Source organism: Bradyrhizobium valentinum, assembly GCF_001440405.1.
GTDB classification, from domain to species: Bacteria; Pseudomonadota; Alphaproteobacteria; order Rhizobiales; family Xanthobacteraceae; genus Bradyrhizobium; species Bradyrhizobium valentinum.
The window spans coordinates 70,451-93,317 of sequence record NZ_LLXX01000124.1; the positions used below are offsets into that span (position 1 = coordinate 70,451).

A 22,867-nucleotide genomic window follows, 5' to 3' on the forward strand; every position below is an offset into this window, starting at 1 on the left:
AATGAGAACATCAACTTAAAGCAAAGGATATGCCAACAGGATCGGCGGCAACGACAAGCATAGGAGGTATGAGCCAAGCTTCCCTACACCATCGCGAACGGTTCACGGTGCCCCGCCCGTAGCGGGCGCTGACCGCTCGACGACGGCCTGGGGCACGTCATACGCCTTGAACGAAGCCCAGTGCCGCTCGATGTCCGCGCGAAACAGGCCGCGTGTCAACCCATGCACCAGCTTCGGCACGGCCGTGGTCATCGCATTGATCGATGAGCCGGAAGCACCGAAGCTCATGGTGGAGGCGATCGCGAAGACATGAATGTTGGCGATCCACGGTGTTTCACCGGCAACGCGCTCCATCAGCGCGTAGTCATCAGCGAGATAGGGAAAACGCCCAAGCCGCGGGCTGCGCTCGTCCGGCGGCGGCTGGTAGCGATCGGCCCATACAGCAATGTTGGCGGCGCAGTTTCGGAGTTCGGGCCGGCCCGCAAAATTCATGTCGATCCCTGTGCCGCAAATCACGAAATCCGCGGCGAACACGCCCCGCGGCGTCTGCAATTCGACGCCGCGAGTCGTTTCGCTGGCGGCTTCGATCGGCGCGCCCTCTTGCAGATAAAAATTGGGATGGCGGACACAGCGATCGTAGGTCGCCTGCGGAAAGCCTTCCCGCATCTCCAGGACGGCGCGCATGAAGCGCCAGCGCCAGGCGTCGTCCAGATCACAGAAGTGGCGCAGGAAGCCGCGGAAGGTGAGCCAACGGTAGGGCTGGATCACCTGGATCTCCGCCCTGCGGCAAAGCAGATGCACTTCGGACGCACCTGCCTCCAGTGCGGCCGCGGCATTGTCGAAGGCCGAGGCGCCGGCGCCGATCACCGCAAGGCGTTTGCCGCGCAAGGACACGAAGTCGATCGGCTGCGCCGCATGTACGCAAAGCGACGGCGACAGATGGCGCACCGGCTCCGGAACGGTCCAGTCGCCCATGCCTTCCTGCCCCGTCGCCAGCACGATCTTGCCGCAAGGACGATGTCGACGCCATCAGCGGTCTGCACCTTGGCCGCGAGCAATCCGCCAGCCGCGGGCGATATCTCGATGACCTCGCAACCATTGCGCACCGGCAGGTCCAGGATGCGCCTGAACCAGAGCAGATATTCCGCCCAAAGCTCGCGTGAAATCAGGTCGAGATTCCGCCAATCCTCCTCGCCGAAGCGCGCCTCGTGCCAGGACTGGTAGGTCAGGCTCGGAATATCAAGATCGGGCCCGGTGAAATGCTTCGGACTGCGCAGCGTATGCATGCGGGCATAGGTGAGCCACGGTCCTTCCCGCCCCTTCTCGGATTTGTCGAGTACAAGGATATTGGTCACTTGTGAGCGCATCAGCCCAAACGCTGTCGCAAGACCCGACTGCCCGGCGCCCACCACGAGCACATCCAGTGCCGGTCTGCTGTCCGGCCCGAGCTTGGGCGTAAGCCACTCGGCATTCGGATGCGCGATCTTGGCAAGATCGACGCGAACCTGGGCTTCGAGAGCGATAAGGGCGCTGCTCATGCCGCGAGCCAGCCGCCGTCGACCACCATCACGGTGCCGGTCGTAAAGGAAGACGCATCGCTGGCAAGATGAAGCGCGGCCTCGGCCACCTCCTCGGCTTTGCCAAACCGTTTCATGGCATGGCGGCTGCGCGATGCTTCGCGCACCGGCTCGGGATCGGCATGACGGGCAAAACTGCGCCGCAACATCGGTGTGTCGATGGCACCGGGCGCGATCGCATTGACACGGATGCCGTCGGCCGCGAAATCGAGCGCCATCGTCCGGGTCAGGCTGATGATGGCCCCCTTCGCAGCGATATAGGCGCTGTTGCCCTTGCCGCCGGCGATCGCAAGCTGCGATGCCAGCGTGATGATCGAGCCGCTGCCCTGCCGCTGCATCTCCGGCACCGCCGCGCGCGACCAAAGCCAGGTGCCGCCGACATTGGTGCGGAACACCGCGTCCCAATCGGCGGGATCGGTGGTCAGCACCGTCCCTCCGCAGGAAAAGCCTGCAGCGGCCATCAGCACATCGAGGCGGCCGCGCCGCGCCATGACGTCGGCCACGGTATCTTTCGCGAAATCGGCCTCGCTGACATCGCCGACATGCATCGACGCTTCGCCCTTCACGCCGTCGATCGCCGCCAGCGTCTCCTGCAAGCCTGCACGGTCACGATCGACCAGCGCAACAAAGGCGCCTTCCTTCGCGAAAAGCGCTGCGCTGGCCCGGCCGATGCCGGAGGCGGCACCGGTCACGATCGCGGTCCGTCCTGCCAATCTCATGTCAGCTTCCCCCTCGATGCTCGCTCCACCAACGGCTCAGATCGGCAGCGGAATCGGCGCAGCCGAACCGCGCGCTCCAGCCGAACTCTTCTGTCAGGCGTGCGACCGAGAGCGGTGCCCGGTCGGCTGGACTATGCAGGTCGATCGTTGCCACCTCACCGGCATCAGTCAGCCGGCAAATCAAACCGGGATGCAACGCGGCCAGCTCCTGCCCCCATTGCAACGCCGACCATTCCACGCCGGTTGAAACGTTATAGAGCTGATGCTTCGGCTTCGCGGCCTCGATCAGCAATGTCACGGCCTCCGCGAGATCCACGGCATAGATCCAGTCCCTGACGCCCGGACGCGAGAGAACGGCCTCGTACCCTTCTTGCATCGCAGCCAAAATCTGCGCCTGCGGGCTTGGCGTGTCGCGCACGTCGTTGCTCCGCTCCCACGGCCCGAACGCGGCGCTCAGCCGCACGCTGATGATCTCGCATTGCCAGAGACCGGCCAGACGCGCCGCAATCTTCTCCGAAGCGAATTTGGTGATGGCATAGAGCGAAGCCGGATCGCAGGGCGTTTCTTCATCGAGCAGCACGTTCCGGAATGCGCTCGCGCCGTAGGCTGCTGCAGACGACAGATTGATGATGCGTCTCACGCCGCTGCTTCGCGCTGCAATCAGGATCGGCGTCTGAGCCAGCAGGTTTACCCGCAAGATGGTCTCGGGATCGCTCGCCTCGCGCGCCGGTCCGGCTGTGATTGCGGCTCCCAGGACGATGGCCTCATACCCCGTAGCGATCACCTGTTCCACGGCTCTATTATCCGTGATGTCGCCCTGGATAGCCGTCAGCCGATCGCCATGAGAGGCAAGATCTTTCTGTGCGTCAGACGGCAAGCCCGCGCGGTCGAACAACGTCACCGCATGACCGCGCGCCAGCAGTGCCGCGGCGATATTGAGTCCGACGAAACCGGTGCCGCCGAAAACGAGGATTCTCATCGCTCGATCCGACATTGCGGCGGATGGATCACAGCAGGGTCGCGCCAAAGTTCTGCTCGGGATCCATGTCCGGCAGCAGGCGCCCGGTCGGTTTCGCCGCCTCGCCTCCCGTGCGTGCGAGGAAACGCCCCGAGCCCGCTTCGACCGAACGTTTGCCGTCTGCCACGATGACGCGCCCGCGCGATAGCACCGTGACCGGCCAGCCGCGCAGTTTGCGGCCGGTAAACGGCGTGTAACCGGCGAAGTCGTGCATCATCGCATCGCTCAGCGTGACCTCGCGCTGCGGGTCCCAGATCGCGATGTCGGCATCGGCGCCGACTGCGATCGAGCCCTTGCGCGGATGCAGATTGTAGATCTTTGCCGGTGCGGTCGCGGTCAGTTCGACGAATTTTTCGAGGCCCAATCGGCCCTTCGAAACCATGGCATCGAATAGCAGCGGCAAGCGGACTTCGAGGCCAGGCAGACCGTTCGCCACCTGCTTGAAATTGGGATTGGGGCCGGCGCGCAGTTTGCCCGTTTCGTCGAACCGGTACGGCGCATGATCGGACGAAACGGTCTGGAGATCGCCGAGGGCAAGCGCCTGCCACAGCGCTTCCTGATCGGCTGCACGGCGCGGCGGCGGGCTGCACATCCATTTGGCGCCTTCCACGCCGGGCTTGTCGAGATCATCGGCGGTGAGAAAAAGATATTGCGGGCAGGTCTCCGCGAACACTTTCAGGCCCTGCCCGCGCGCATCGCGGATCACCTTGGCGCCTTCGGCTGTCGACACGTGAAAGATCATGATCGGCTGGTCGATCAATGCCGCCATGCCGATAAGCCGGTTGAAGGCTTCCGCTTCGGAGATGCGGGCATGGCTGATGGCATGATATTTTGGATCGGTATAGCCGCGCGCCAGCAGCCGCTTCACCATCCAGGAGATGATGCCGTGGTTCTCGGCATGCGCACAGAGCATCGCGCCGCCGTCGCGCGCCGCAAGCAGAATGTCGAGCAGCGGTTCGTCGTCGATTTTCAGACGATCATAGGTCATGAAGATCTTGATCGAGCCATGGCCCTGCTTGATCAGCGCGGGCAGATCCACTTCCAGCGTTTCCCTGGTCGGATCGGCTATGATCATGTGAAAGGCATAATCAATGACAGCGCCCTTTCTCGCGAGCGCGTGATACTCCTCCAGCACCTGCTGCAGTTTCATGCCAACGTGCTGGGCCGCGAACGGGATCACGGTAGTGGTGCCGCCGAAGGCTGCCGAGACGGTTGCGCTCTCGAACGTATCGGCATTCATGATGCCAGCGGCCGAGAGCTGCTCGATATGGGCGTGGCTGTCGACGCCGCCGGGCAGCACCAGCTTGCCTCGCGCGTCGATCTCCCGCCGAGCGCCCGGCAGGCCGCGGCCGACGGCGGCGATCGTCTCGCCGGAAATGGCGACGTCGGCCTCGAACACGTCACTTGCAGTCGCGACGCGTCCGCCGCGAATGAGAAGGTCATAAGCGGGCTCGGTCATGGCAAGCTCCTCAACTATTGAGTCCTGAATCCTAAGTCCTGCATTCACCGGATGAAAGCACAGATCGTGCCGTTACCCTCCCTTGCGCTTTCGCGGCAGACAGTGGACCATGCATCGCTGGATGGCATGGTCATTGCTTCCATTGCCATCTTGTTGCGCGCCAGTCTCGCCGTATCGACCGACGCGTCATACCGCAGGAAAATGCCATGTCCCGGCCACGCATTCTCGTCATCAATCCCAACTCCAACCAGCTCGTGACACAAGGGCTGGCGCAAGCCTTAAAGCCGCTCGACTTTGAAGGCGGACCCGAGATCGTCTGCGAAACGCTGACCGAGGGTCCCTACGGGATCGAGAGCCAGGCCGACGTCGATGGCGTTGCGATGCCGCTGCGCCGCCTCGTCGAAGGCGACAACCATTCGGCCGCCTTCGTCATCGCCTGCTACAGCGATCCGGGCCTGCATGTCTGCCGCGAAGCAACCGACCGACCCGTGTTCGGTATCGCCGAATGCGGCGTGCTGACGGCGCTGGCGCGCGCTGAAACTTTCGGCGTCATTGCGATCGCGCAGCGCTCGATTCGCCGTCACGTCCGTTACCTCAGGCAGATGGGCCTGATGGATCGCCTGACCAGGGAGCGGCCGCTCAACATGAGCGTGGCGGAGACAGCGTCGGGCGAAGGCACGCTCGCGAAGATGATCGAGGTCGGACGCGCACTCAAAGACGAAGACGGATCCGGTGCCATCGTGATGGGCTGTGCCGGCATGGCGCGCCACCGCCGGCCGCTGGAGCAGGCGCTCGGGATTCCCGTGATCGACCCGACTCAGGCGGCCGTGACCATGGCGCTCGGCACGGTGCAGTTCTCGCATCACTGACTGCGGCCGCGGCACGACGATCCCACGCAGCAACTTGTATCGGTCGTGCGGGTCAAGTTCGCGCAAAGAGATGCCGAACATCTAGTCTTCCGGAGGCGGCACCGCGCCGGTGCGGCCGGTAATCAGGCCATAATGCTCAACGCGGCGGTGGCGCGCAAAATTGAAGATCGTGTTCTTGCCGAAGATGGTGGCGTCGAGATCGCAAGGGTGAATCAGGAGTTCGTCCTCCTCGGTCTTGGCCTCGACGACGATCTCGCCGTCCGGATCGACAATCAGGCTGCCGCCGATCAAGGGGTGGTCGTCCTCGACGCCGGCCTTTGCAACGCACACAACCCAGGTCGAGTTCTGGTAGGCGCCGGCCTGCGCGGAGAGCCGGTTGTGGAACAAACGTTTCTCGGGCCCCTCCTCGGGCTTCTCGGCATTGACCGAGGGCGTATTGTAACCGATCAGCACCATCTCGACGCCTTGCAGGCCCATCACGCGATAGGTCTCCGGCCAGCGCCGATCGTTGCAGACGGCCATACCGAAGATGCCGCCGAGCGCGCGCCAGACGTTGAACCCGAGATCGCCCGGCTCGAAGTAACGCTTCTCCAGATGCTGGAACGCGCGTTTCGTGTCGAACTCCGAATGACCGGGCAGATGAACCTTGCGGTATTTGCCGACAATTTTTCCGGATTTTTCGGTGAGGATGCAGGTGTTGAAATGATGCCCATCCGGCGTCAGTTCGGCATAGCCAAAATTCATTGCGATCTTGTGATGCGCGGCCCGCTCGAACAACGGCCTTGTCGCGGCATTCGGCATCTCGCGTTCGAACCATTTGTCGACCTCGGCCTGATCCTCCATGTACCAGCGCGGAAAGAACGTGGTGAGGGCGAGCTCCGGATAGACGATCAGATCAGCGCCTCTCGCCTTGGCTTCATCCATCAGCGCGATCATGCGCTTGACGACGGCTTCGCGGCTGTCGGCTTTCTGGATCGGACCCAACTGGGCGGCGGCAACATTGATGACGCGCATGGATAACTTTCTGGATGCTTCCATTTGAGGCGGCGCTTGCATGAAAATGAAGCAGCCTCGGAGCTCGGATTCTTGTCCGGCTCAATCGAAGTCAGCAGTTAAAGTTTTGGTTCACACGAAGTCAATTCCGGAGACAGTCCGCGTGACGCACGTCAGTTCTGCGTTTCTGCTCGCCACCCGCGAGCGGCAGTTCTGATGCGGCGACGATCGCCTGGACAACGAAACGACGGGTTATCGAGCGTGCCCGATCGCATACGTCAGGCGCACGACAAATGCGGTCCCCGCTTCCCGATCTCGTTTTCAGTTACCACCCACGGCCGCGCCAGAACCAGCAGCGCCCCTCTGCTCTGAAAGGGTTAACGGCCGAGGTGGCCCCAGCGGGCCGCGTTCAAATGGCCGTTGTGCTCACTCGAAATCTGATTATACTACTGTCTCAGCCGCAACCGCTGCTGAGATTTAATTATTGGTGACAAGGCCCGTCTGTTTAGGCGGGCCGTCGCCGTTTCAGGGTTCGTGGCTATGACTCGTTCCAATCGGATTGATCATATTCGCATTACGTCGCACCCGGCACCGGGTGCCAAGCTTAAATTTCCGATCGCCTGGGGCGCACCCAGCGCGCGCGAACGCGGGCCGGTGATTGGCACGGTGTCACGCCCGGCGGACCGCAACGTGATCGGTACGCATGGCGGCTCCTATTCGGTCTATCGCGCGCTTGCCGTCTCATCCGGCGCACTCGACCCGCTCAGGCGCCCGGATCTGACCAATACCCACCCTGCCGAGACGATCGGACCGTTTCCGCAATGGACCGAGCCGCAGCGGATCGTCTCGCTCGATCCATGGGGGCATCTCGCCGCGGAAAACTTCGCGAGCGAGATCGCCGAAGGCATCGACATCCGTCCGAGCATTGCCATCACGCGCGCCCGACTTGATCTGCCCGAACTGCAAGCCGCGGTCGAAGCCGGACGGCTCAAGCAGGATGGCGAGGTCGTGCACAAGAATGGCAGCGTCTCCGTGGTCAAGATTGCGATCGATCCGGTCTGGCATCTGCCCGGCCTGGCAGCGCGCTTCGCCACCACCGAAAACAATCTGCGCCGGCAATTGTTCGAGCAGACCGCGGGCATGTTTCCGGAACTGGTGACACGGCCCGACCTGCAGGTCTTTCTGCCGCCGATCGGCGGCACGACAGCCTATCTGTTCGGCGACGTTACCAAACTGCCGGACCACTCCACCAGGATAACCTGCCGTGTGCATGACGAATGCAACGGCTCCGACGTGTTTGGTTCGGATATCTGCACCTGCCGTCCGTACCTGATTCACGGCATCGAGGAATGCGCGCGCGCAGGCCAAGGCGGCGGGCTCGGCATCATCATCTACAATCGCAAGGAAGGCCGCGCGCTCGGCGAGGTCACGAAATTTCTGGTCTATAACGCCCGCAAGCGCCAGGAAGGCGGCGATGCCGCGGCCCAGTATTTCGAGCGCACCGAATGTGTCGCCGGCGTGCAGGACGCCCGATTCCAGCAGCTTATGCCGGATGTGGTGCACTGGCTCGGCTTGAAGCGTATCGACCGCTTCGTTTCCATGAGCGACATGAAGCACGATGCGCTGACCGGTCAGGGCATCGAAATCGTCGAGCGCGTGCCGATTCCCGATGATCTTGTGCCTGCCGACGCGCATGTGGAAATCGCGGCAAAGAAGGCCGCGGGTTACTACACGCCCGAACCGCTACAGGAGGATTTGATCAACTCGGTCGGCCGTCCGCTCGAAAAATATTGAGAGAGGCGGCGGCCGTGCCCCTTGCAAATCCGGAGACGTCAGCCGCTTTGACGCTGTTAAGCGCGAAGGCGGTCCGCGAGCGCGCGCACCGCATGCTCGCGATCGGCCTCGAAGGCAAGCTTCCGAACTTCCGCATCGACCTCGATCGCATGGACGGCGCCATCGATCTGGTGCTGGAAACGACGCGTAACGCCTATCCGTCGTTCGAGGTGCCGTTTCATTCGCGCTGGCGGCACTTCGTCACCGACGGGGATAATCGATGGACTGCTGTCGCCGACCGGGCCGATTGGCCCGATCGCGCGGCCCGCGCCCGGGCTGAATTCGATCTGGCCATCGTCAGCGTCTTCCTCGATGCCGGCGCCGGTCCATCGTGGCGCTACCACGATCCGAAAACCGGATCAGCCATCGGCCGCTCGGAAGGATTGGGGCTGGCCAGCCTTGCGATGTTCACGGGCGGCGCATTCTCGTCTACGCCCCTCGAGCCCTTGCGCGTCGATGCCGATGCCCTCACGAATCTTGGCGTTGCCGACCTCGAGCGCGGCATGCAGGTCTCGGATATCAATCCGCTGGTCGGGATGGACGGACGCGCCGACCTCTTGCGTCGCCTGGGCCGGCTGGTGGCCTCGAAACCGGAAATATTCGGCAGCCGCGACACGCCGCGGCCCGGCGGCCTGTTCGACCGGCTTGCGATGCTGGCAGAAGGTGGAAAGCTGCCCGCGCCGACGATTTTGACGGAATTGCTGCAACAGCTCGGGCCGATCTGGCCATCGCGGCTGACACTGGGCGGGATCGCGCTCGGCGACTGCTGGCAGCATCCGGCGCTGACGACCGCGGATGCGACCAGTGGCCTGGTGCCACTGCACAAGCTCTCGCAATGGCTCGCCTATTCTCTCATCGAGCCGCTGCAAACATCCGGCATCAGCGTAACCGATATCGATGGCCTGACCGGCCTTGCCGAATATCGCAATGGCGGGCTGTTCGTCGATACCGGCGTGCTGGTGTTTCGCGATGCAGAGGCGGTGCAGCAAGAACACGAGGTATCGTCACAGCTTGTCGTGGAATGGCGTGCGCTGACAGTGGCGCTGCTCGACCGCGTTGCTGATGGTCTGCGGCAACGGCTTGGACACGATGCGACGTCGATGCCGCTGGCGAAAATTCTCGAGGGCGGCACGTGGGCTGCGGGCCGACGGCTGGCACGCGAACGCCGCGCCGACGCGTCGCCTCCGGTGAAAGTCGTCAGCGACGGTACGGTTTTCTAGATCCGAGGTCAGAGAAAATGGATGGCGTTACGATCGTTAGTCACCCGCTGGTGCAACACAAGCTGACGCTCCTGCGGAAGAAGGACATTTCAACCAAGTCGTTTCGCGAACTCCTCAAGGAGATCGGGATGCTGCTTTGTTACGAGGTCACCCGTGACCTGCCGCTGGCCGATATCGAAATCGAAACGCCGCTTGCACATATGAAGTCGCCGCAGATCGCAGGCAAGAAGCTGGTGTTCGCGCCGGTGCTGCGTGCCGGCGTGACCTTTGCCGACGGCATGCTCGATCTGGTGCCGACTGCGCGGATCGCGCATATCGGCCTCTACCGCGAACCGGAAACCTTCACTGCGGTGGAATATTTCTTCAAGGCGCCGAGCGATCTGCACGAGCGGCTGGTGATCGTGATCTCGCCGGTACTGGCGACGGCGAACTCCGCCGTTGCCGCGGTCGACCGGCTGAAAGAGCGCGGGGCTAACGACATTCGACTGGTCTGCCTGATCGGCGCGCCGGAAGGCGTTGAACGGATGCGCGGCATTCACCCGGACGTTCCGATCTGGCTCGCGGCGATCGACCAGGGCCTGGACGGCAATGCCTACATCGTGCCGGGTCTCGGCGACGCCGGCGACCGCACCTACGGCACGAAGTAGGTTGGCGCGCTACAGCGCCAGACCGGGCAGATCGAGCCCGTTGGCCCGGGCGCACTCGATCGCAGTTTCGTAGCCCGCGTCGGCATGACGCATGACCCCTGTCGCCGGATCGTTCCAAAGCACCCGCTCGATGCGGCGCGCAGCCTCCGGCGTTCCGTCGGCGACAATTACCATGCCGGCGTGCTGCGAATAGCCGATCCCGACGCCTCCGCCGTGATGCAGCGAAACCCACGTCGCCCCGCTGGCACAGTTGATCAGCGCATTGAGCAGCGGCCAGTCGGACACCGCATCCGAACCATCGCGCATCGCTTCGGTTTCGCGGTTCGGGCTCGCAACCGAGCCGCTGTCAAGATGATCGCGACCGATGACGATTGGCGCCTTAAGTTCGCCGCTCGCCACCATTTCATTGAAAGCCAGGCCCAGCCGGTGGCGATCGCCAAGGCCGACCCAGCAGATCCGCGCCGGCAGTCCCTGGAACTTGATCCGCGCCTTCGCCATGTCGAGCCAGTTGTGAAGATGCTTGTCGTCCGGCATCAGCTCCTTGACCTTGGCGTCGGTGCGGAAGATGTCTTCGGGATCTCCTGAGAGCGCCGCCCACCGGAATGGTCCGACGCCGCGGCAGAACAGCGGACGGATGTAGGCCGGAACAAAGCCTGGGAAGTCGAACGCGTTTTTCAATCCCATATCCTTCGCCATCTGGCGAATGTTGTTGCCATAGTCGAGCGTGGGAATACCTTGAGCGTGGAAATCCAGCATGGCCTGGACGTGGCCGACCATGGAGGTCTTGGCCGCGACTTCGACCGCTTTCGGGTCGGCGTTGCGTCTTAACTCCCACTCCGCAAGCGTCCATCCCTTCGGCAGGTAACCGTTGATCGGGTCGTGCGCGCTGGTCTGGTCGGTGACAATGTCCGGCCTGACGCCGCGACGCACCAGCTCGGGAAAAATATCGGCGGCATTGCCGAGCAGGCCGACCGAGACCGGTTCCCTATCCTGCGCCGCCTGCGCCATGATCGCGAGCGCCTCATCCAGTGTGCTGGCCTGCCGGTCGAGATAGCCGGTGCGCAGCCGCATCTCGATGCGGCTCGGCTGGCACTCGATCGCAAGCATCGACGCACCGGCCATCGTCGCAGCAAGGGGTTGGGCGCCACCCATGCCGCCGAGACCCGCGGTCAGGATCCACTTGCCCGCGAGGCTTCCGCCGTAATGACGCCGCCCCACTTCGACGAATGTTTCGTATGTCCCCTGCACGATGCCCTGGCTGCCGATGTAAATCCATGATCCGGCCGTCATCTGCCCGAACATCATCAACCCCTGCTTGTCCAGTTCGTTGAAGTGATCGAGCGTCGCCCAGTGCGGCACCAGGTTCGAATTCGCGATCAGCACGCGCGGTGCATCAGGATGGGTACGGAAAATTCCGACCGGCTTGCCCGACTGCACCACCAGCGTCTGGTCGGCCTCGAGCTTGCGCAACGAGGCGACGATCCGGTCAAAGCTGTCCCAGTCGCGGGCAGCGCGGCCAATTCCGCCATAGACGACAAGCTCGCTCGGCCGTTCGGCAACATCAGGATCGAGATTGTTCATCAGCATCCGGAGCGGTGCTTCCGTCAACCAGCTCTTGGCACTGATCTCGGACCCGCGGGGCGCGCGGATCGTACGGTCGTTGTCCAGTCGGCGGTTCATGACAGATGACCTCTCTCGGCAAATCTTGTCTCGGCAAGTCTTGTCTCGGCAAATCTTGGAAACGGGTTTTTCTTGAGCACCGAAGTCGCGGCAGCCGGCAATGTGCCGGCTGCGACCAGCGCCGTTGCCTTTGCGATATCGTCGGCCATATAGCGATCGCCACCTAGCGCCGGCACCTGCTCGCGCAACACGGCAATGACCGCCGCAAGCGCAGGGCTGGTCGTATGCGGCGCGCGCAACCCGATGCCTTGCGCCGCAACCAGCAGCTCGATGCCGAGAATGGCGGCAAGGTTGTCCGCCATATCAGACAAACGGCGCGCCGCATGCGCGGCCATCGACACGTGATCTTCCTGGTTGGCGCTGGTCGGCGTCGAATCGATCGAGCAGGCCGCAGCGCGTTGCTTGTTCTCGGCATAGAGGGCTGCCGCCGTCACCTCCGCAATCATAAAGCCGGAGTTGAGACCGGGATCAGGCGTCAGAAACGGCGGCAGGCCAAAATTCAGCGCGGGGTCGACGAGGGTAGCAATGCGCCGCTCGCTGATCGCGCCGATCTCTGATAACGCCAATGCGATCTGGTCGGCTGCGAATGCGACCGGCTCGGCGTGAAAATTCCCACCCGAGACGATCTCGCCGCTCTCAACCAGCACCAGCGGATTATCCGTGACGGCGTTGGCCTCGATCGTCAGCGTCCGGGCGGCTTGCATCAACAGGTCAAGCGCGGCGCCGGCCACCTGCGGCTGACAGCGCAGGCAATAGGGATCCTGCACGCGCTCGTCGCCTTCGAGATGCGACATGCGGATGTCGCTGCCTTCCAGCAGCGTCGTCAGGGCGACGCCGGCCGCGACTTGTCCGTCATGCCCCCGCAGTTGCTGGATCTCCGGGCGGAACGGGGCTGTCGAAGCCATGGCCGCGTCGACCGACAAGGCGCCTGTCACCAGCGTGGTGCAGAGAAGGCCATAGGCGCGCAGCAAGCCGGAAATGGCATAGGCCGTCGAAAACTGCGTACCGTTGATCAAAGCGAGGCCTTCCTTCGGCCCGAGGGTGATCGGCGCGAGATTGGCCGCGGCCAGCGCATCGCGGCCCGGCACAATTTTTCCGCCGACAAGCGCCTGCCCCTCGCCGATCATGACGGCGGTCATATGCGCAAGCGGTGCCAGATCACCGGATGCCCCGACCGATCCCTGCTGCGGCACCAGCGGACAAACGCCGTGCACCAGCATGGCCTGGAGTTGTTCGATGATGTCGCGGCGAACGCCCGAAGCACCTCGCCCCAATGAGATGATCTTCAGCGCCATCATCAGACGCACGATCGGTTCGGGCGTCGGTGCCCCTACCCCGCAGCAATGCGACACAATGAGGTTGCGCTGCAGCACTGCGGTCTGGTCGGGAGGAATTCGCTTCGACGCCAGTTTTCCGAACCCGGTATTGATACCGTAAACCGGCGCTTGCGCATCGGCTGCCTGCGCAACAATGGCCGACGCCGCCTCGACGCGCGGCCAGAACGTTGGATCGAGCACGACGGCCGCGCCGGCAAGCACCTGCGCCAGATCGTCGAGGCTGACCCTTCCCGGCGAAACGACGATGGATGCGTCGAGGCCGCTCATTTTCCCCTCCACACCCGGCGGTGCAGCGGGTTGAAACCCATCCGGTAAATCAGCTCGGCGGGCCGGTCGATATCCCAGATCGCGAGATCACAATATTTGCCGGCCTCGAGCGTGCCGGTCTCACCGAGAACTCCCAGCGCCCGCGCGCCTTCCCGCGTAACGCCGGCGAGGCATTCGGCAACCGTCATCCGGAACAGCGTCGCGCCCATATTCATGGCCAGCAGAAGTGACGTCAGCGGCGAGCTGCCGGGATTGCAGTCGGTTGCCAGCGCCATGTTCACGCCGTGGGCACGGAACAGCTCGACCGGCGGCTTCATCGTCTCGCGAATGAAATAGAACGCGCCCGGCAAGAGCACGGCTACCGTACCTGCCCGCGCCATCCCCGCGACGCCGGCCTCATCCGTGTGCTCCAGATGGTCGGCGGACAAGGCCGAGAATTCCGAAGCAAGCGCCGCTCCGCCGAGGTTCGACAACTGGTCCGCGTGCAATTTGACCGGCAGTCCGAGCGTCTTTGCCGCACGAAACACCCGTGCCGTTTGATCTGCCGAAAAAGCGATGCCTTCCATGAAGGCGTCGACTGCGTCTGCAAGGCCGGCATGCGCCACCGCCGGAAGCATCTCGCGACAAACAAGGTCGATGTATCGATCCTTGTCGCCACCGGCCTCTGGCGGCAGTGCGTGCGCGCCAAGAAACGACGTCCGGATGCTGACCGGCCGGTTGCGGCCCAGTGAGCGCGCAGCCGATAGCTGGCGCAGCTCGGTTTCCGTGTTGAGTCCGTAGCCGGACTTGATCTCGATCGTGGTCACGCCCTCGCCGATCAGGGCATCGAGCCGCGGCAGCGCCCCGGCAACGAGTTCAGCCTCACTGGATGCCCGCGTCGCGGCGACCGTCGAGACAATGCCCCCGCCCGCGCGCGCGATCTCTTCGTAGCTTGCTCCCTGCAGCCGCAGCTCGAACTCGTGGGCGCGGTTTCCGCCGAAAACCAAATGGGTATGACAATCGATCAGTCCTGGCGTGATCCACCGCCCGCTACAATCGATCCGTTCGGCCGCATCGGCGTCAGATGGAAAGTCGGACCGGCTGCCTGCAAAGGCGATGCGGCCATCCCGCGCGGCTATCACGCCACGCTCAATCACGCCGAGACCGGGCAGATCACCCCGAACGGTGGCGAGCCGGGCATTATGCCAGATTCGATCGAAGCGTTCGGCCATGCAGCATTTCCCTCAAGGGCAGAAACTTGACGGGGGTATCAATATGTCTATACATATTCCTGTGTTGGTGTTCTGTCCACCCGGTTTGGAAACATGTCCACTCTGCATTTCGGATCAGCGCTGCTTCCCTCCGGATGGGCTGACGACGTGCAGGTGGTTGTGACCGATGGAACCATTACGAAGGTAACGGTCGGCGCAGCGCCGGGCGCGCACGATGAACGCCACCAGTTGGCCATCCCGGGAATAGCGAGCCTGCACAGTCACGCGTTTCAGCGTGGCATGGCCGGCCTCGCCGAAACGCGCGGCAACACCGCGGATACGTTCTGGACATGGCGCGAGACGATGTATCGCTTCGCGCTGGACATGACCCCCGAAGACACGGAAGCCGTCGCAACGCTGCTCTATGTCGAGATGCTCGAGCAAGGCTACACGCGCGTCGGGGAATTCCACTATCTCCATCACGACCGCGATGGCAGGCCCTATGCCAATCCTGCCGAGATGGCGACGCGAATTGCGCGTGCCGCCGAGAACACCGGCATCGGGCTTACCCTGCTGCCGAGTTTTTACGCGCACAGCTCCTTTGGCGGGGCCGCACCGCATGCCGGCCAGCGCCGGTTCATCTGCTCGGTCGACCAGTTTGCCAAGCTGATTGCCGCGACGGAGGTGGCCATCCGCGAATTGCCTGGGGCCAATCTCGGTATCGCCCCGCACAGCCTGCGGGCCGTGACGCCGGACGAATTGACGACAATCGTACCACTCGCCGAAGGCAGGCCGGTTCATATTCACGCCGCCGAACAGATCAGGGAAGTCGAGGAATGCATCGCCTGGTCGGGCCGGCGGCCGGTCGAGTGGCTGCTCGAACATGCACCCGTCGACCGGCGCTGGTGCCTGATCCATGCGACCCATACCACCGCAACGGAGGTCGCCGCGCTTGCCAGGAGCGGCGCCGTCGCAGGCCTCTGCCCGATTACCGAGGCAAGCCTCGGCGACGGCATTTTCGCAACCCGCGAATTCCTTGACGCAGGCGGCCGGTTCGGCGTCGGCACAGATTCCAATGTCCTGGTCGGCGTGGCCGATGAACTGCGTCAGCTCGAATATGGCCAGCGGTTAAAGCACCGGGAGCGCAACGTGTTGTCCGGCGGCCCCGGCGTTTCGACCGGCCGAGCGCTGTTCGACGCTGCGCTGGCTGGCGGCGCCCAGGCACTCGTGCAGCCGATTGCCGGGCTCCAGCCAGGCGCACGCGCTGATATCGTAACCCTCGACACCGCGCACCCCTCACTCGCCGGGCGTCGCGGGGATACCGTCCTCGACGGCTGGATTTTTGCAGCGGGCTCGGGTGCCGTCGCATGTGTGTGGGCGGGCGGAAACAAAGTCGTCGAGGGTGGGCGCCACCGGCTCAGGCAAAAAGCGCGCGACGCATTCAACGCAACCGTGCGGAGGCTGGTGGCATGAGCCTCTCGGTCGATCGCGACAAATTCCAGGCAGCCGACAAGCCGACGCTGTACAAGCAGATCCGGCTCGACATCGAGCGCCGCATCCTGACCGGTGAGTGGCCGCCGGGTCATCGCATCCCGTTCGAGCACCAACTAATGACGCGCTATGGCTGCTCGCGAATGACTGTGAGCAAGGCGCTATCGGAACTGGCGCAAGCCGATCTCATCGAGCGGCGGCGGCGGGCCGGCACATTTGTGCGGCGTCCCAAATTCCTGTCAGCAGTCCTGACGATTCCGGACATCCGCGCGGAGATCACCACGCTCGGCCGCAGCTACGGTTACCAGTTGATCCAGTGTTCGCGGCGAGCAGCCAACGCCGCCGACCGTGCGCGTCTTGGAGTACAGAAAGCCGGCAAGGTGATCGCGATCTCATGCCGTCACAGCGCTGACGGCGTGCCGTTCGCGATCGAGGACAGGCTCATCGATCTCGACGCGGTGCCCGAAGCCGCCACGGCGGATTTTGCGATCGAACCGCCCGGCACGTGGCTGCTCCACCATGTCCCGTGGACGGAAGCAGAACATTCGATCAGCGCGATCGTGGCCGATAGCCAGACTGCAGCGGCGCTGGATATCGCGAGCGGCGCACCCTGCCTCGTGATCGACCGGCACACCTGGCGCAGCGCACGGACGCTCACCGCCGTGCGCCTCGTCTATCCAGGCGAGTCCCACAAACTGGTTGCCCGCTTCAAGGGCGGCTGAGAGGGATATCGATGCAAACAAAGTCCGGCACAGTTTATGCAGCTATAATTCATGCAGCAGTAGGATGAACAGGACCCAATCCATACACCCGGCAGAAGGAAGACAATCATGCTTAGTTATAGAATATTCGCCGCAACCGCCGCCGCTCTTCTAGTATCCGCGCCAGCCGTCGCACAGGACGTGAAGGTCGGCATCGGCATTTCGGGCTGGACCGGCTTTGCACCGCTCACGCTCGCAAACCAGGCGGGCATCTTCAAGAAGAACGGTCTTGATGTGACGATCAAGAAGATTCCGCAGAAGGATCGACACCTGGCGATCGCCTCGGGTGACATCCAATGCGCGGCAACCACGGTCGAAACCTGGATATCCTGGAATGCCAATGGTGTTGCTACCAAGCAGATCTTCCAGCTCGACAAGAGCTACGGCGCCGACGGCATGGCTACGCGAAACGATGTCGCGTCGATCAAGGATCTGAAGGGCAAGACGGTCGCGGCGTCCGCGCCCGGCACCGCGCCCTATTTCACCCTGGCATGGATGCTCAAGAAGAACGGCCTCTCGGTCAAGGACGTCACCGTCGTGAATCTGGAGCCCGCCGCTGCCGCGCAGGCATTCGTGGCCGGCCAGAACGATGCCGCCATGACCTATGAGCCTTATCTCTCGACGGTGCGCGCGGCGCCGGACAAGGGAAAGATCATCGCCACCACGCTCGACTACCCGATGATCATGGACACGTTCGGCTGCACGCCGAAATTCCTGACCGACAATCCGAAGGCCGCGAAAGCGCTGGCTGACAGCTATTTCGAGGCTGTCGCGCTGATCGAAAAGGACCAGGCAAAATCCTACGAGATCATGGGTTCCGACGTGAAGCAGTCTGCCGAGCAATTCGGCAATTCGGCAAAATATCTGCGCTGGCAGGACAAGGCCGCGAACCAGAAGTTCTTCGCGGGCGAGTTCCAGGCCTTTACAAAGGAAGCCGCAGACCTGTTGCTCGAGATCGGCATCATCAAATCGATTCCGAAAATCGAAGACCTCGTTGACACGAGCTTCATCAAGTAGGTTCGCTCGGCGCCGCGCTGGTCCCGCTTCCACACATGTGGATGCGGGGCTTTCCGCGATCAGCGCACCGCTTTGAGGAATATGCCCTGTGATGCGTCCCCTGGATCCCGTGACGTCGAAGCAACGCGCAGCCTACGGCTTTGCGTTCTTCGTCCTGTTCGTAGCCCTGTGGGCATGGGCAACTTTTGGCGGCTACGTGTCGAAAACGTTTCTCGCGAACCCCCTGACCATGCTGCAGGAGGGCTTTGAACTCCTGACCAAGCACGGCTTCCTGTTCGATATCGGCATGACGATCTGGCGGGTTGTCGGCGGCTTTGCGCTGGCGGCCGTCATCGCGGTGCCGCTCGGCGTTCTGATGGGCGCCTACAAACCGATCGAGGCGTTTCTGGAGCCGTTCGTCTCGTTTGCCCGTTACCTGCCGGCCTCGGCCTTCATCCCGCTGTTGATCCTGTGGGCGGGCATCGGAGAGCTACAGAAGCTGTTGGTGATTTTCATCGGCTCGGTATTCCAGATTATCCTGATGATCGCCGTGAATGTCGGGAATACCAGGCGCGACCTCGTTGAAGCAGCCTACACGCTGGGAGCCGGCGACAGCGGCATCATCCGCCGCGTGCTGCTGCCCTCCTCCGCCCCCGAGATCGCGGAAATCCTTCGGCTCGTTCTGGGTTGGGCGTGGACCTATGTCATCGTCGCCGAACTCATCGGTTCATCGTCGGGCATCGGGCACATGATCACCGACAGCCAGGCCCTGCTCAACACCGGCCAGATCATCTTCGGCATCATCGTCATCGGGCTAATCGGGCTGGTGTCGGACTTCCTGTTCAAGGCCTTCAACGCCTGGCTGTTTCCGTGGAAATTGGCATGACCGAGCTGAAGATCGATCAGGTCTCCCGCATTTTCCCCGCGCGCCAGGGCAATGCGCCGACGCGGGCGCTGGAGCCGACCAATCTCAGCGTCGGCAACAACGACTTCGTCACCATCCTCGGCCCGTCGGGCTGCGGAAAATCCACGCTGCTCCGGATCATCGCCGGGCTTGATCGGCCGACAAGCGGCCGCGTCATTCTGGACGAGCACGAGGTCGCGGGACCCGGCGCGGATCGCGGCATGGTGTTTCAATCGTACACACTGTTCCCATGGTTGACGGTGCGCGAAAACATCGCGTTCGGCCTGCGCGAGCGCGGGATATCCGAGACGGATCGCGGCAAGATCGCCGATGGGTACATCCATCGGGTCGGCTTATCCGGCTTCGAAAACCACTGGCCGAAGCAGCTCTCCGGCGGCATGCAGCAACGCACGGCGATCGCCCGCGCGCTTGCCAACGATCCTAAGATCCTGTTGCTCGACGAACCCTTCGGGGCGCTGGATAATCAAACCCGTGTGCTGATGCAGGAAATGCTGCTCGGCATCTGGGAACGCGACCAGAAGACCGTGCTGTTCGTCACCCATGATATCGAGGAAGCGATTTTCCTCGGCAGCCGCGTCATCGTCATGAGCGCCCGCCCCGGTCGCATCAAGGCCGAGATCGCGATCGATCTGCCCCACCCGCGATCCTACAAGATCAAAACCGCGCCTGAATTCGTCAGGCTGAAGGAACGGCTCGTCGAGGAAATCCGGGCCGAGGCATTGAAGGTTGCGGTTGACGCCTGACGGCCGCTCGCGCGAGCCTGGATCTGGCTCGTGTTTCTAATCCCGTGGTCTAGGGTGAATGAGCCGGAAAGCGGGTGCGTAGAGCGGAATCGGACAAGGCATGGCCGTTTTGGGAAAGACGCGGCACCTGTCCGGTGCCTAAACAAGCATCAAATGCTCACGCCCAAGATTTCACCATGTCCAGGTTCTCGACCGACGCCGCCACGCCCGCCTCCATCATCGAAGCCCTGAAAGCGGTAGCCGGCAATCCACCGAAGGTGCGGCCGAGCTTCGCCAGGGGCCGATGCGTTCGCGGAACCTATGCCGCGTCTGATCGGGCAGCGGAGATTACGAAATCCCGCAGCTTTACAAGACCATCACGAGTGCTGGCCCGCTTCTCGCTGGGCGGCGGCGATCCCGACAAATTCGTGCTTCGCGGCTTCAGCTTCAGGCTCGGCGGTGATGGCCATCGTTCGGACATTCTCGTGCAAAGCGCGCCGGTGCATTTTGCGCGGACACTCGACCAGATGCTGGCTTACCTCAAGGCGCGCATGCCGGGGCCGGGCGGCAAGCCGAACATGAGGAAAGTCAGGGCATTCTCCGCCACCAATCCCGAAACACTTCATCAGACAAACTACATCGCTGCGCACCCGCCGCCCCGGAGTTTTGCCGATATCATCTATTGGGGAGTGCACGCCTTTCCCGCAACGAATGCGAAAGGCGAAACGCGGTTCATCAAGTTCAAGATCGTTCCGGTTGGCGGAGAAGTCGCGCTGACCAAGGACGAGGCCGAGGCGAAGCCTGTCGACTTCCTGCACGATGATCTCGAAACCCGGATCGCTGCAGGCGATGTCCGGTTCAACGTGATGGCGCTGCTCGACTGTCCCGGCGATCCCACCATGGACGTGACTATCCGGTGGCCGGATGAGGATCATCGTGAAGCGATACGACTGGGAACGATCGTCATCACCGGTATTGAAGCAAACGAGGTGTGCGACGTGTCCATCTTTGATCCGGCCAATCTCGCCGAAGGCATCGGTCATCCGCCCGACGAGATCTTTGCGGCGCGCCGCGACGCCTACGCCATCTCACTGGCGAAACGTCGCTAATCGCCCGGCATTGCCTGGATCAGGTCTCGCCTTCCGAAATGCCCTGCGCTTCGCGGCGCCAAACGCCCGGGCTGACGCCGACCATGGCCGAAAACACCCGCGTAAAGTGGCTTTGATTGGCGAAGCCGGCCGACATCGCGATCTCGGACAGCGGCAGGTCGCGGACTGTCATCAATTGCTTGGCCGCTTTCACACGCTGCTGAAGAAGCCACTGATGGGGCGGCAGGCCGGTGGAAACGCGAAATGCGCGTGAAAAATGGCTGACCGAGAGGCCGAACTCAGCCGCGATCTGTTGCAGTGAAAGCTTTCCGCCGAGGTCGGACTCGAGTTTTTCGCAGGCGCGCCTCGCCTGCCACGGCGCGAGACCGCCGCGGGTCGGTTCGGTGCCGGGCCGAAACCCGCCATAGGCCTGGGCGACATGCGCGGTGAGCGCGAGCATCATGTGATCGATGAAAAGCTGATTGGTCTCGTCCGGCCGACGCAGCCCGGCCTGGAGCGATGAGCCGATATGACGGACGATCGCATCGTCATGGCCAACGCCGAGCTCGCAGGCGAGCTCTCCCACGCGCGGCTTGCGGGACTGTTCGGTGAGGCCGTCGAGCGCCGAGCGCGGCAGATAGAAAAACAGGGAGTGGAACGGCTTGTCGATCACATAGCGCGGATCGCGCTTGAGATCGTACAGATATGTTGCGCCCGCCGGGACATCCGCCTTCATCACGCACTTGCCGTTCTCCCAGAGCTCGCAGTCCGGGAACTCGCGAAGTTTCAGGCTGACGACAAAGGCATCCTCGGCAGTGAACGAGCCGGACAGACCCGGCACAGGGTTATCATCGCGTGTTTCGGTAACCGCGAGTTCAACGCCGCGCAATGAACGCGTGATCAGCGACGGCGGTGCATCCTTCAGGTGCAGGAATTTTCCGAGCCTCTGTCCGAAGGCGCCTGCCTGTGTCATCTGGGTTGGTCTCATGATTGGAATCGGACGAGGCAGATCATCGTCGCCGTGTGAGGTCACCGCACATTATCGGAAATCGGCGAGCGATCGTCCAGACTTGCTCGTGATACGCGAAGCTGTTGTGACAGCAATCGAGCCAATCGCATCAAAACGATTTTTGTAGCGATTTCAAAACGATCTGGCCGCTGGATCGCTCGGTCGCGCGTCCGCGGTGACCAGGCAGTACGCATCACAATTGCGCGCTTGGAGCAGGTTCCGACAAAGGACAGCGGCTTTAGGAAAGACGCCGTACTTGCACGGAGTTTAGAACGCACACCGAACGCTCGAACCCCAGCGAGCGACCGCTGCAGACACGGAGCAGAAGCGATCAGGAGGCTACGCAATGCTTGGTATCACTGCACTCGCCGGCTCATCCGCCTTACCGCCCTTATCCCGCATTCCCATGAGCATCGCTGCCGATAATGTGGACCGGCCTCTCGTCTTGATCGTGGACGATGACGAGGAGGTGCGGTCCGCACTTGAAGAGCTTCTTCTGTCGGTGGGGATCGACGCGTGCTGTTTTGGGTCTACGCAAGACCTATTGCACGCAGACCTTCCGGATCGCCCGGGCTGCCTGATTCTCGATGTCCGCATGCCCGGAGCAAGCGGCCTGGATCTGCAGCAGCATCTCGCCTCGAACGGCAATACCCGGCCGATCATCTTCCTTACCGGCCACGGCGACATCGCCATGACCGTTCACGCGATGAAGGCGGGAGCCGCCGATTTCCTGACAAAGCCGGTAAGAGACCAGACGCTCCTTGATGCGGTTACGGCGGCGATCGAGAAAGATATTTCGCTGAGAACCGTAGCCCGGCATATCAAGCAACATCTCGACCGCTACGCGAAGTTGACGCCGCGCGAACGCGAGGTCCTGCGTGAAGTGGCAAAGGGGCGCCTCAACAAGCAGATCGCGTTCGATCTCGGCATCAGCGAGATCACCGTCAAGCTGCACCGCGGCAATTTGACGAAGAAGATGCAGGCGACGTCCGTCGGTCAGCTCATCCGCATCTGGGAATTGCTGCCTGCGGAGATCCAACAGGAAAACTCAGCCTAGATCGAAGGA

Annotated in this window: 19 protein-coding genes and 1 pseudogene; 11 read left to right on the forward strand and 9 right to left on the reverse strand. The window is 62.8% G+C overall.

Annotated features, from left to right (window positions below):
- Positions 1-102 precede the first annotated feature (102 nt).
- The 4 genes and pseudogenes from CP49_RS21330 to hydA all read right to left on the reverse strand — a co-directional run bounded on the left by CP49_RS21330 (position 103) and on the right by hydA (position 4,773).
- Positions 103-1,538 (reverse strand): annotated as a pseudogene (locus CP49_RS21330) (NAD(P)-binding domain-containing protein).
- Positions 1,535-2,296 carry an SDR family oxidoreductase gene (locus CP49_RS21335; RefSeq protein ID WP_057852160.1) on the reverse strand — a complete coding sequence of 254 codons (762 nt, stop codon included), beginning with the start codon at positions 2,294-2,296 and terminating at the stop codon, positions 1,535-1,537. The pseudogene CP49_RS21330 and the gene CP49_RS21335 overlap by 4 nt, the downstream one beginning before the upstream one ends.
- A 1-nt stretch (position 2,297) precedes the next feature.
- The gene (locus CP49_RS21340; protein ID WP_057852161.1) at positions 2,298-3,275 is read right to left on the reverse strand and encodes an NAD-dependent epimerase/dehydratase family protein; all 978 of its coding nucleotides are present in this window, start codon (positions 3,273-3,275) and stop codon (positions 2,298-2,300) included.
- Positions 3,276-3,303: 28 nt separating this feature from the next.
- On the reverse strand, positions 3,304-4,773 hold the full coding sequence (gene hydA, locus CP49_RS21345; protein ID WP_057852162.1) for a dihydropyrimidinase: 1,470 nt from the start codon (positions 4,771-4,773) through the stop codon (positions 3,304-3,306).
- A gap of 206 nt (positions 4,774-4,979) precedes the next feature.
- Here hydA and CP49_RS21350 point away from each other — a divergent pair, with 206 nt between their 5' ends.
- Entirely contained in the window at positions 4,980-5,642 is a 663-nt protein-coding gene (locus tag CP49_RS21350; RefSeq protein WP_057852163.1) for an aspartate/glutamate racemase family protein, read from the forward strand.
- Between the two features lie 81 nt (positions 5,643-5,723).
- Here CP49_RS21350 and CP49_RS21355 read toward each other — a convergent pair whose 3' ends face one another.
- The gene (locus tag CP49_RS21355) at positions 5,724-6,656 is read right to left on the reverse strand and encodes an N-carbamoyl-D-amino-acid hydrolase (RefSeq protein ID WP_057852164.1); all 933 of its coding nucleotides are present in this window, start codon (positions 6,654-6,656) and stop codon (positions 5,724-5,726) included.
- A gap of 519 nt (positions 6,657-7,175) precedes the next feature.
- Here CP49_RS21355 and CP49_RS21360 point away from each other — a divergent pair.
- Genes CP49_RS21360 through upp form a run of 3 tightly spaced genes read left to right on the forward strand, consistent with a single transcriptional unit; the run spans position 7,176 to position 10,335 of the window.
- Positions 7,176-8,429: a GTP cyclohydrolase II gene (locus CP49_RS21360; protein WP_057852165.1), complete on the forward strand. Its 1,254-nt coding sequence runs from the start codon at positions 7,176-7,178 to the stop codon at positions 8,427-8,429.
- Between the two features lie 14 nt (positions 8,430-8,443).
- Positions 8,444-9,688: a URC4/urg3 family protein gene (locus tag CP49_RS21365; RefSeq protein WP_057852203.1), complete on the forward strand. Its 1,245-nt coding sequence runs from the start codon at positions 8,444-8,446 to the stop codon at positions 9,686-9,688.
- A gap of 17 nt (positions 9,689-9,705) precedes the next feature.
- Positions 9,706-10,335 (forward strand): uracil phosphoribosyltransferase, encoded by a 630-nt coding sequence (gene upp, locus CP49_RS21370; RefSeq protein WP_057852166.1) that lies wholly within the window; start codon positions 9,706-9,708, stop codon positions 10,333-10,335.
- A 9-nt stretch (positions 10,336-10,344) separates the two neighbouring features.
- Here the strand turns inward: upp and hutU are convergent, their stop codons facing one another.
- The 3 genes from hutU to hutI are packed head-to-tail and all read right to left on the reverse strand — an operon-like array spanning position 10,345 to position 14,830.
- A complete protein-coding gene (hutU, locus tag CP49_RS21375; RefSeq protein WP_057852167.1) occupies positions 10,345-12,015 on the reverse strand; it encodes a urocanate hydratase in 1,671 nt (556 codons plus the stop codon).
- Positions 12,012-13,619, reverse strand: coding sequence for a histidine ammonia-lyase (gene hutH / locus CP49_RS21380; RefSeq protein ID WP_057852168.1), 1,608 nt, complete (start codon positions 13,617-13,619; stop codon positions 12,012-12,014). Before hutH ends, hutU begins: the two co-directional genes overlap by 4 nt.
- Complete coding sequence (gene hutI, locus CP49_RS21385; RefSeq protein WP_057852169.1) at positions 13,616-14,830, reverse strand: imidazolonepropionase; 1,215 nt, start codon at positions 14,828-14,830, stop codon at positions 13,616-13,618. The genes hutH and hutI overlap by 4 nt, the downstream gene beginning before the upstream one ends.
- A gap of 93 nt (positions 14,831-14,923) precedes the next feature.
- Here hutI and CP49_RS21390 point away from each other — a divergent pair, with 93 nt between their 5' ends.
- The 6 genes from CP49_RS21390 (at position 14,924) to CP49_RS21415 (ending at position 20,813) form a co-directional block, all read left to right on the forward strand.
- Complete coding sequence (locus CP49_RS21390) at positions 14,924-16,282, forward strand: formimidoylglutamate deiminase (RefSeq protein ID WP_057852170.1); 1,359 nt, start codon at positions 14,924-14,926, stop codon at positions 16,280-16,282.
- Positions 16,279-17,022 carry a histidine utilization repressor gene (gene hutC / locus CP49_RS21395; RefSeq protein WP_057852171.1) on the forward strand — a complete coding sequence of 248 codons (744 nt, stop codon included), beginning with the start codon at positions 16,279-16,281 and terminating at the stop codon, positions 17,020-17,022. The genes CP49_RS21390 and hutC overlap by 4 nt, the downstream gene beginning before the upstream one ends.
- A gap of 108 nt (positions 17,023-17,130) precedes the next feature.
- Complete coding sequence (locus CP49_RS21400) at positions 17,131-18,078, forward strand: ABC transporter substrate-binding protein (RefSeq protein ID WP_057852172.1); 948 nt, start codon at positions 17,131-17,133, stop codon at positions 18,076-18,078.
- A 91-nt stretch (positions 18,079-18,169) separates the two neighbouring features.
- On the forward strand, positions 18,170-18,943 hold the full coding sequence (locus CP49_RS21405) for an ABC transporter permease (protein WP_057852173.1): 774 nt from the start codon (positions 18,170-18,172) through the stop codon (positions 18,941-18,943).
- Positions 18,940-19,725: an ABC transporter ATP-binding protein gene (locus CP49_RS21410; RefSeq protein ID WP_057852174.1), complete on the forward strand. Its 786-nt coding sequence runs from the start codon at positions 18,940-18,942 to the stop codon at positions 19,723-19,725. Before CP49_RS21405 ends, CP49_RS21410 begins: the two co-directional genes overlap by 4 nt.
- 176 nt (positions 19,726-19,901) lie before the next feature.
- On the forward strand, positions 19,902-20,813 hold the full coding sequence (locus CP49_RS21415; RefSeq protein ID WP_057852175.1) for a catalase family peroxidase: 912 nt from the start codon (positions 19,902-19,904) through the stop codon (positions 20,811-20,813).
- A gap of 19 nt (positions 20,814-20,832) precedes the next feature.
- Here CP49_RS21415 and CP49_RS21420 read toward each other — a convergent pair whose 3' ends face one another.
- Positions 20,833-21,765, reverse strand: coding sequence for a helix-turn-helix domain-containing protein (locus tag CP49_RS21420; RefSeq protein WP_057852176.1), 933 nt, complete (start codon positions 21,763-21,765; stop codon positions 20,833-20,835).
- Positions 21,766-22,207: 442 nt separating this feature from the next.
- On the opposite strand from CP49_RS21420, the gene CP49_RS21425 reads away from it, so the two are divergent.
- A complete protein-coding gene (locus tag CP49_RS21425) occupies positions 22,208-22,858 on the forward strand; it encodes a response regulator transcription factor (protein ID WP_057852177.1) in 651 nt (216 codons plus the stop codon).
- Positions 22,859-22,867: the final 9 nt, after the last annotated feature.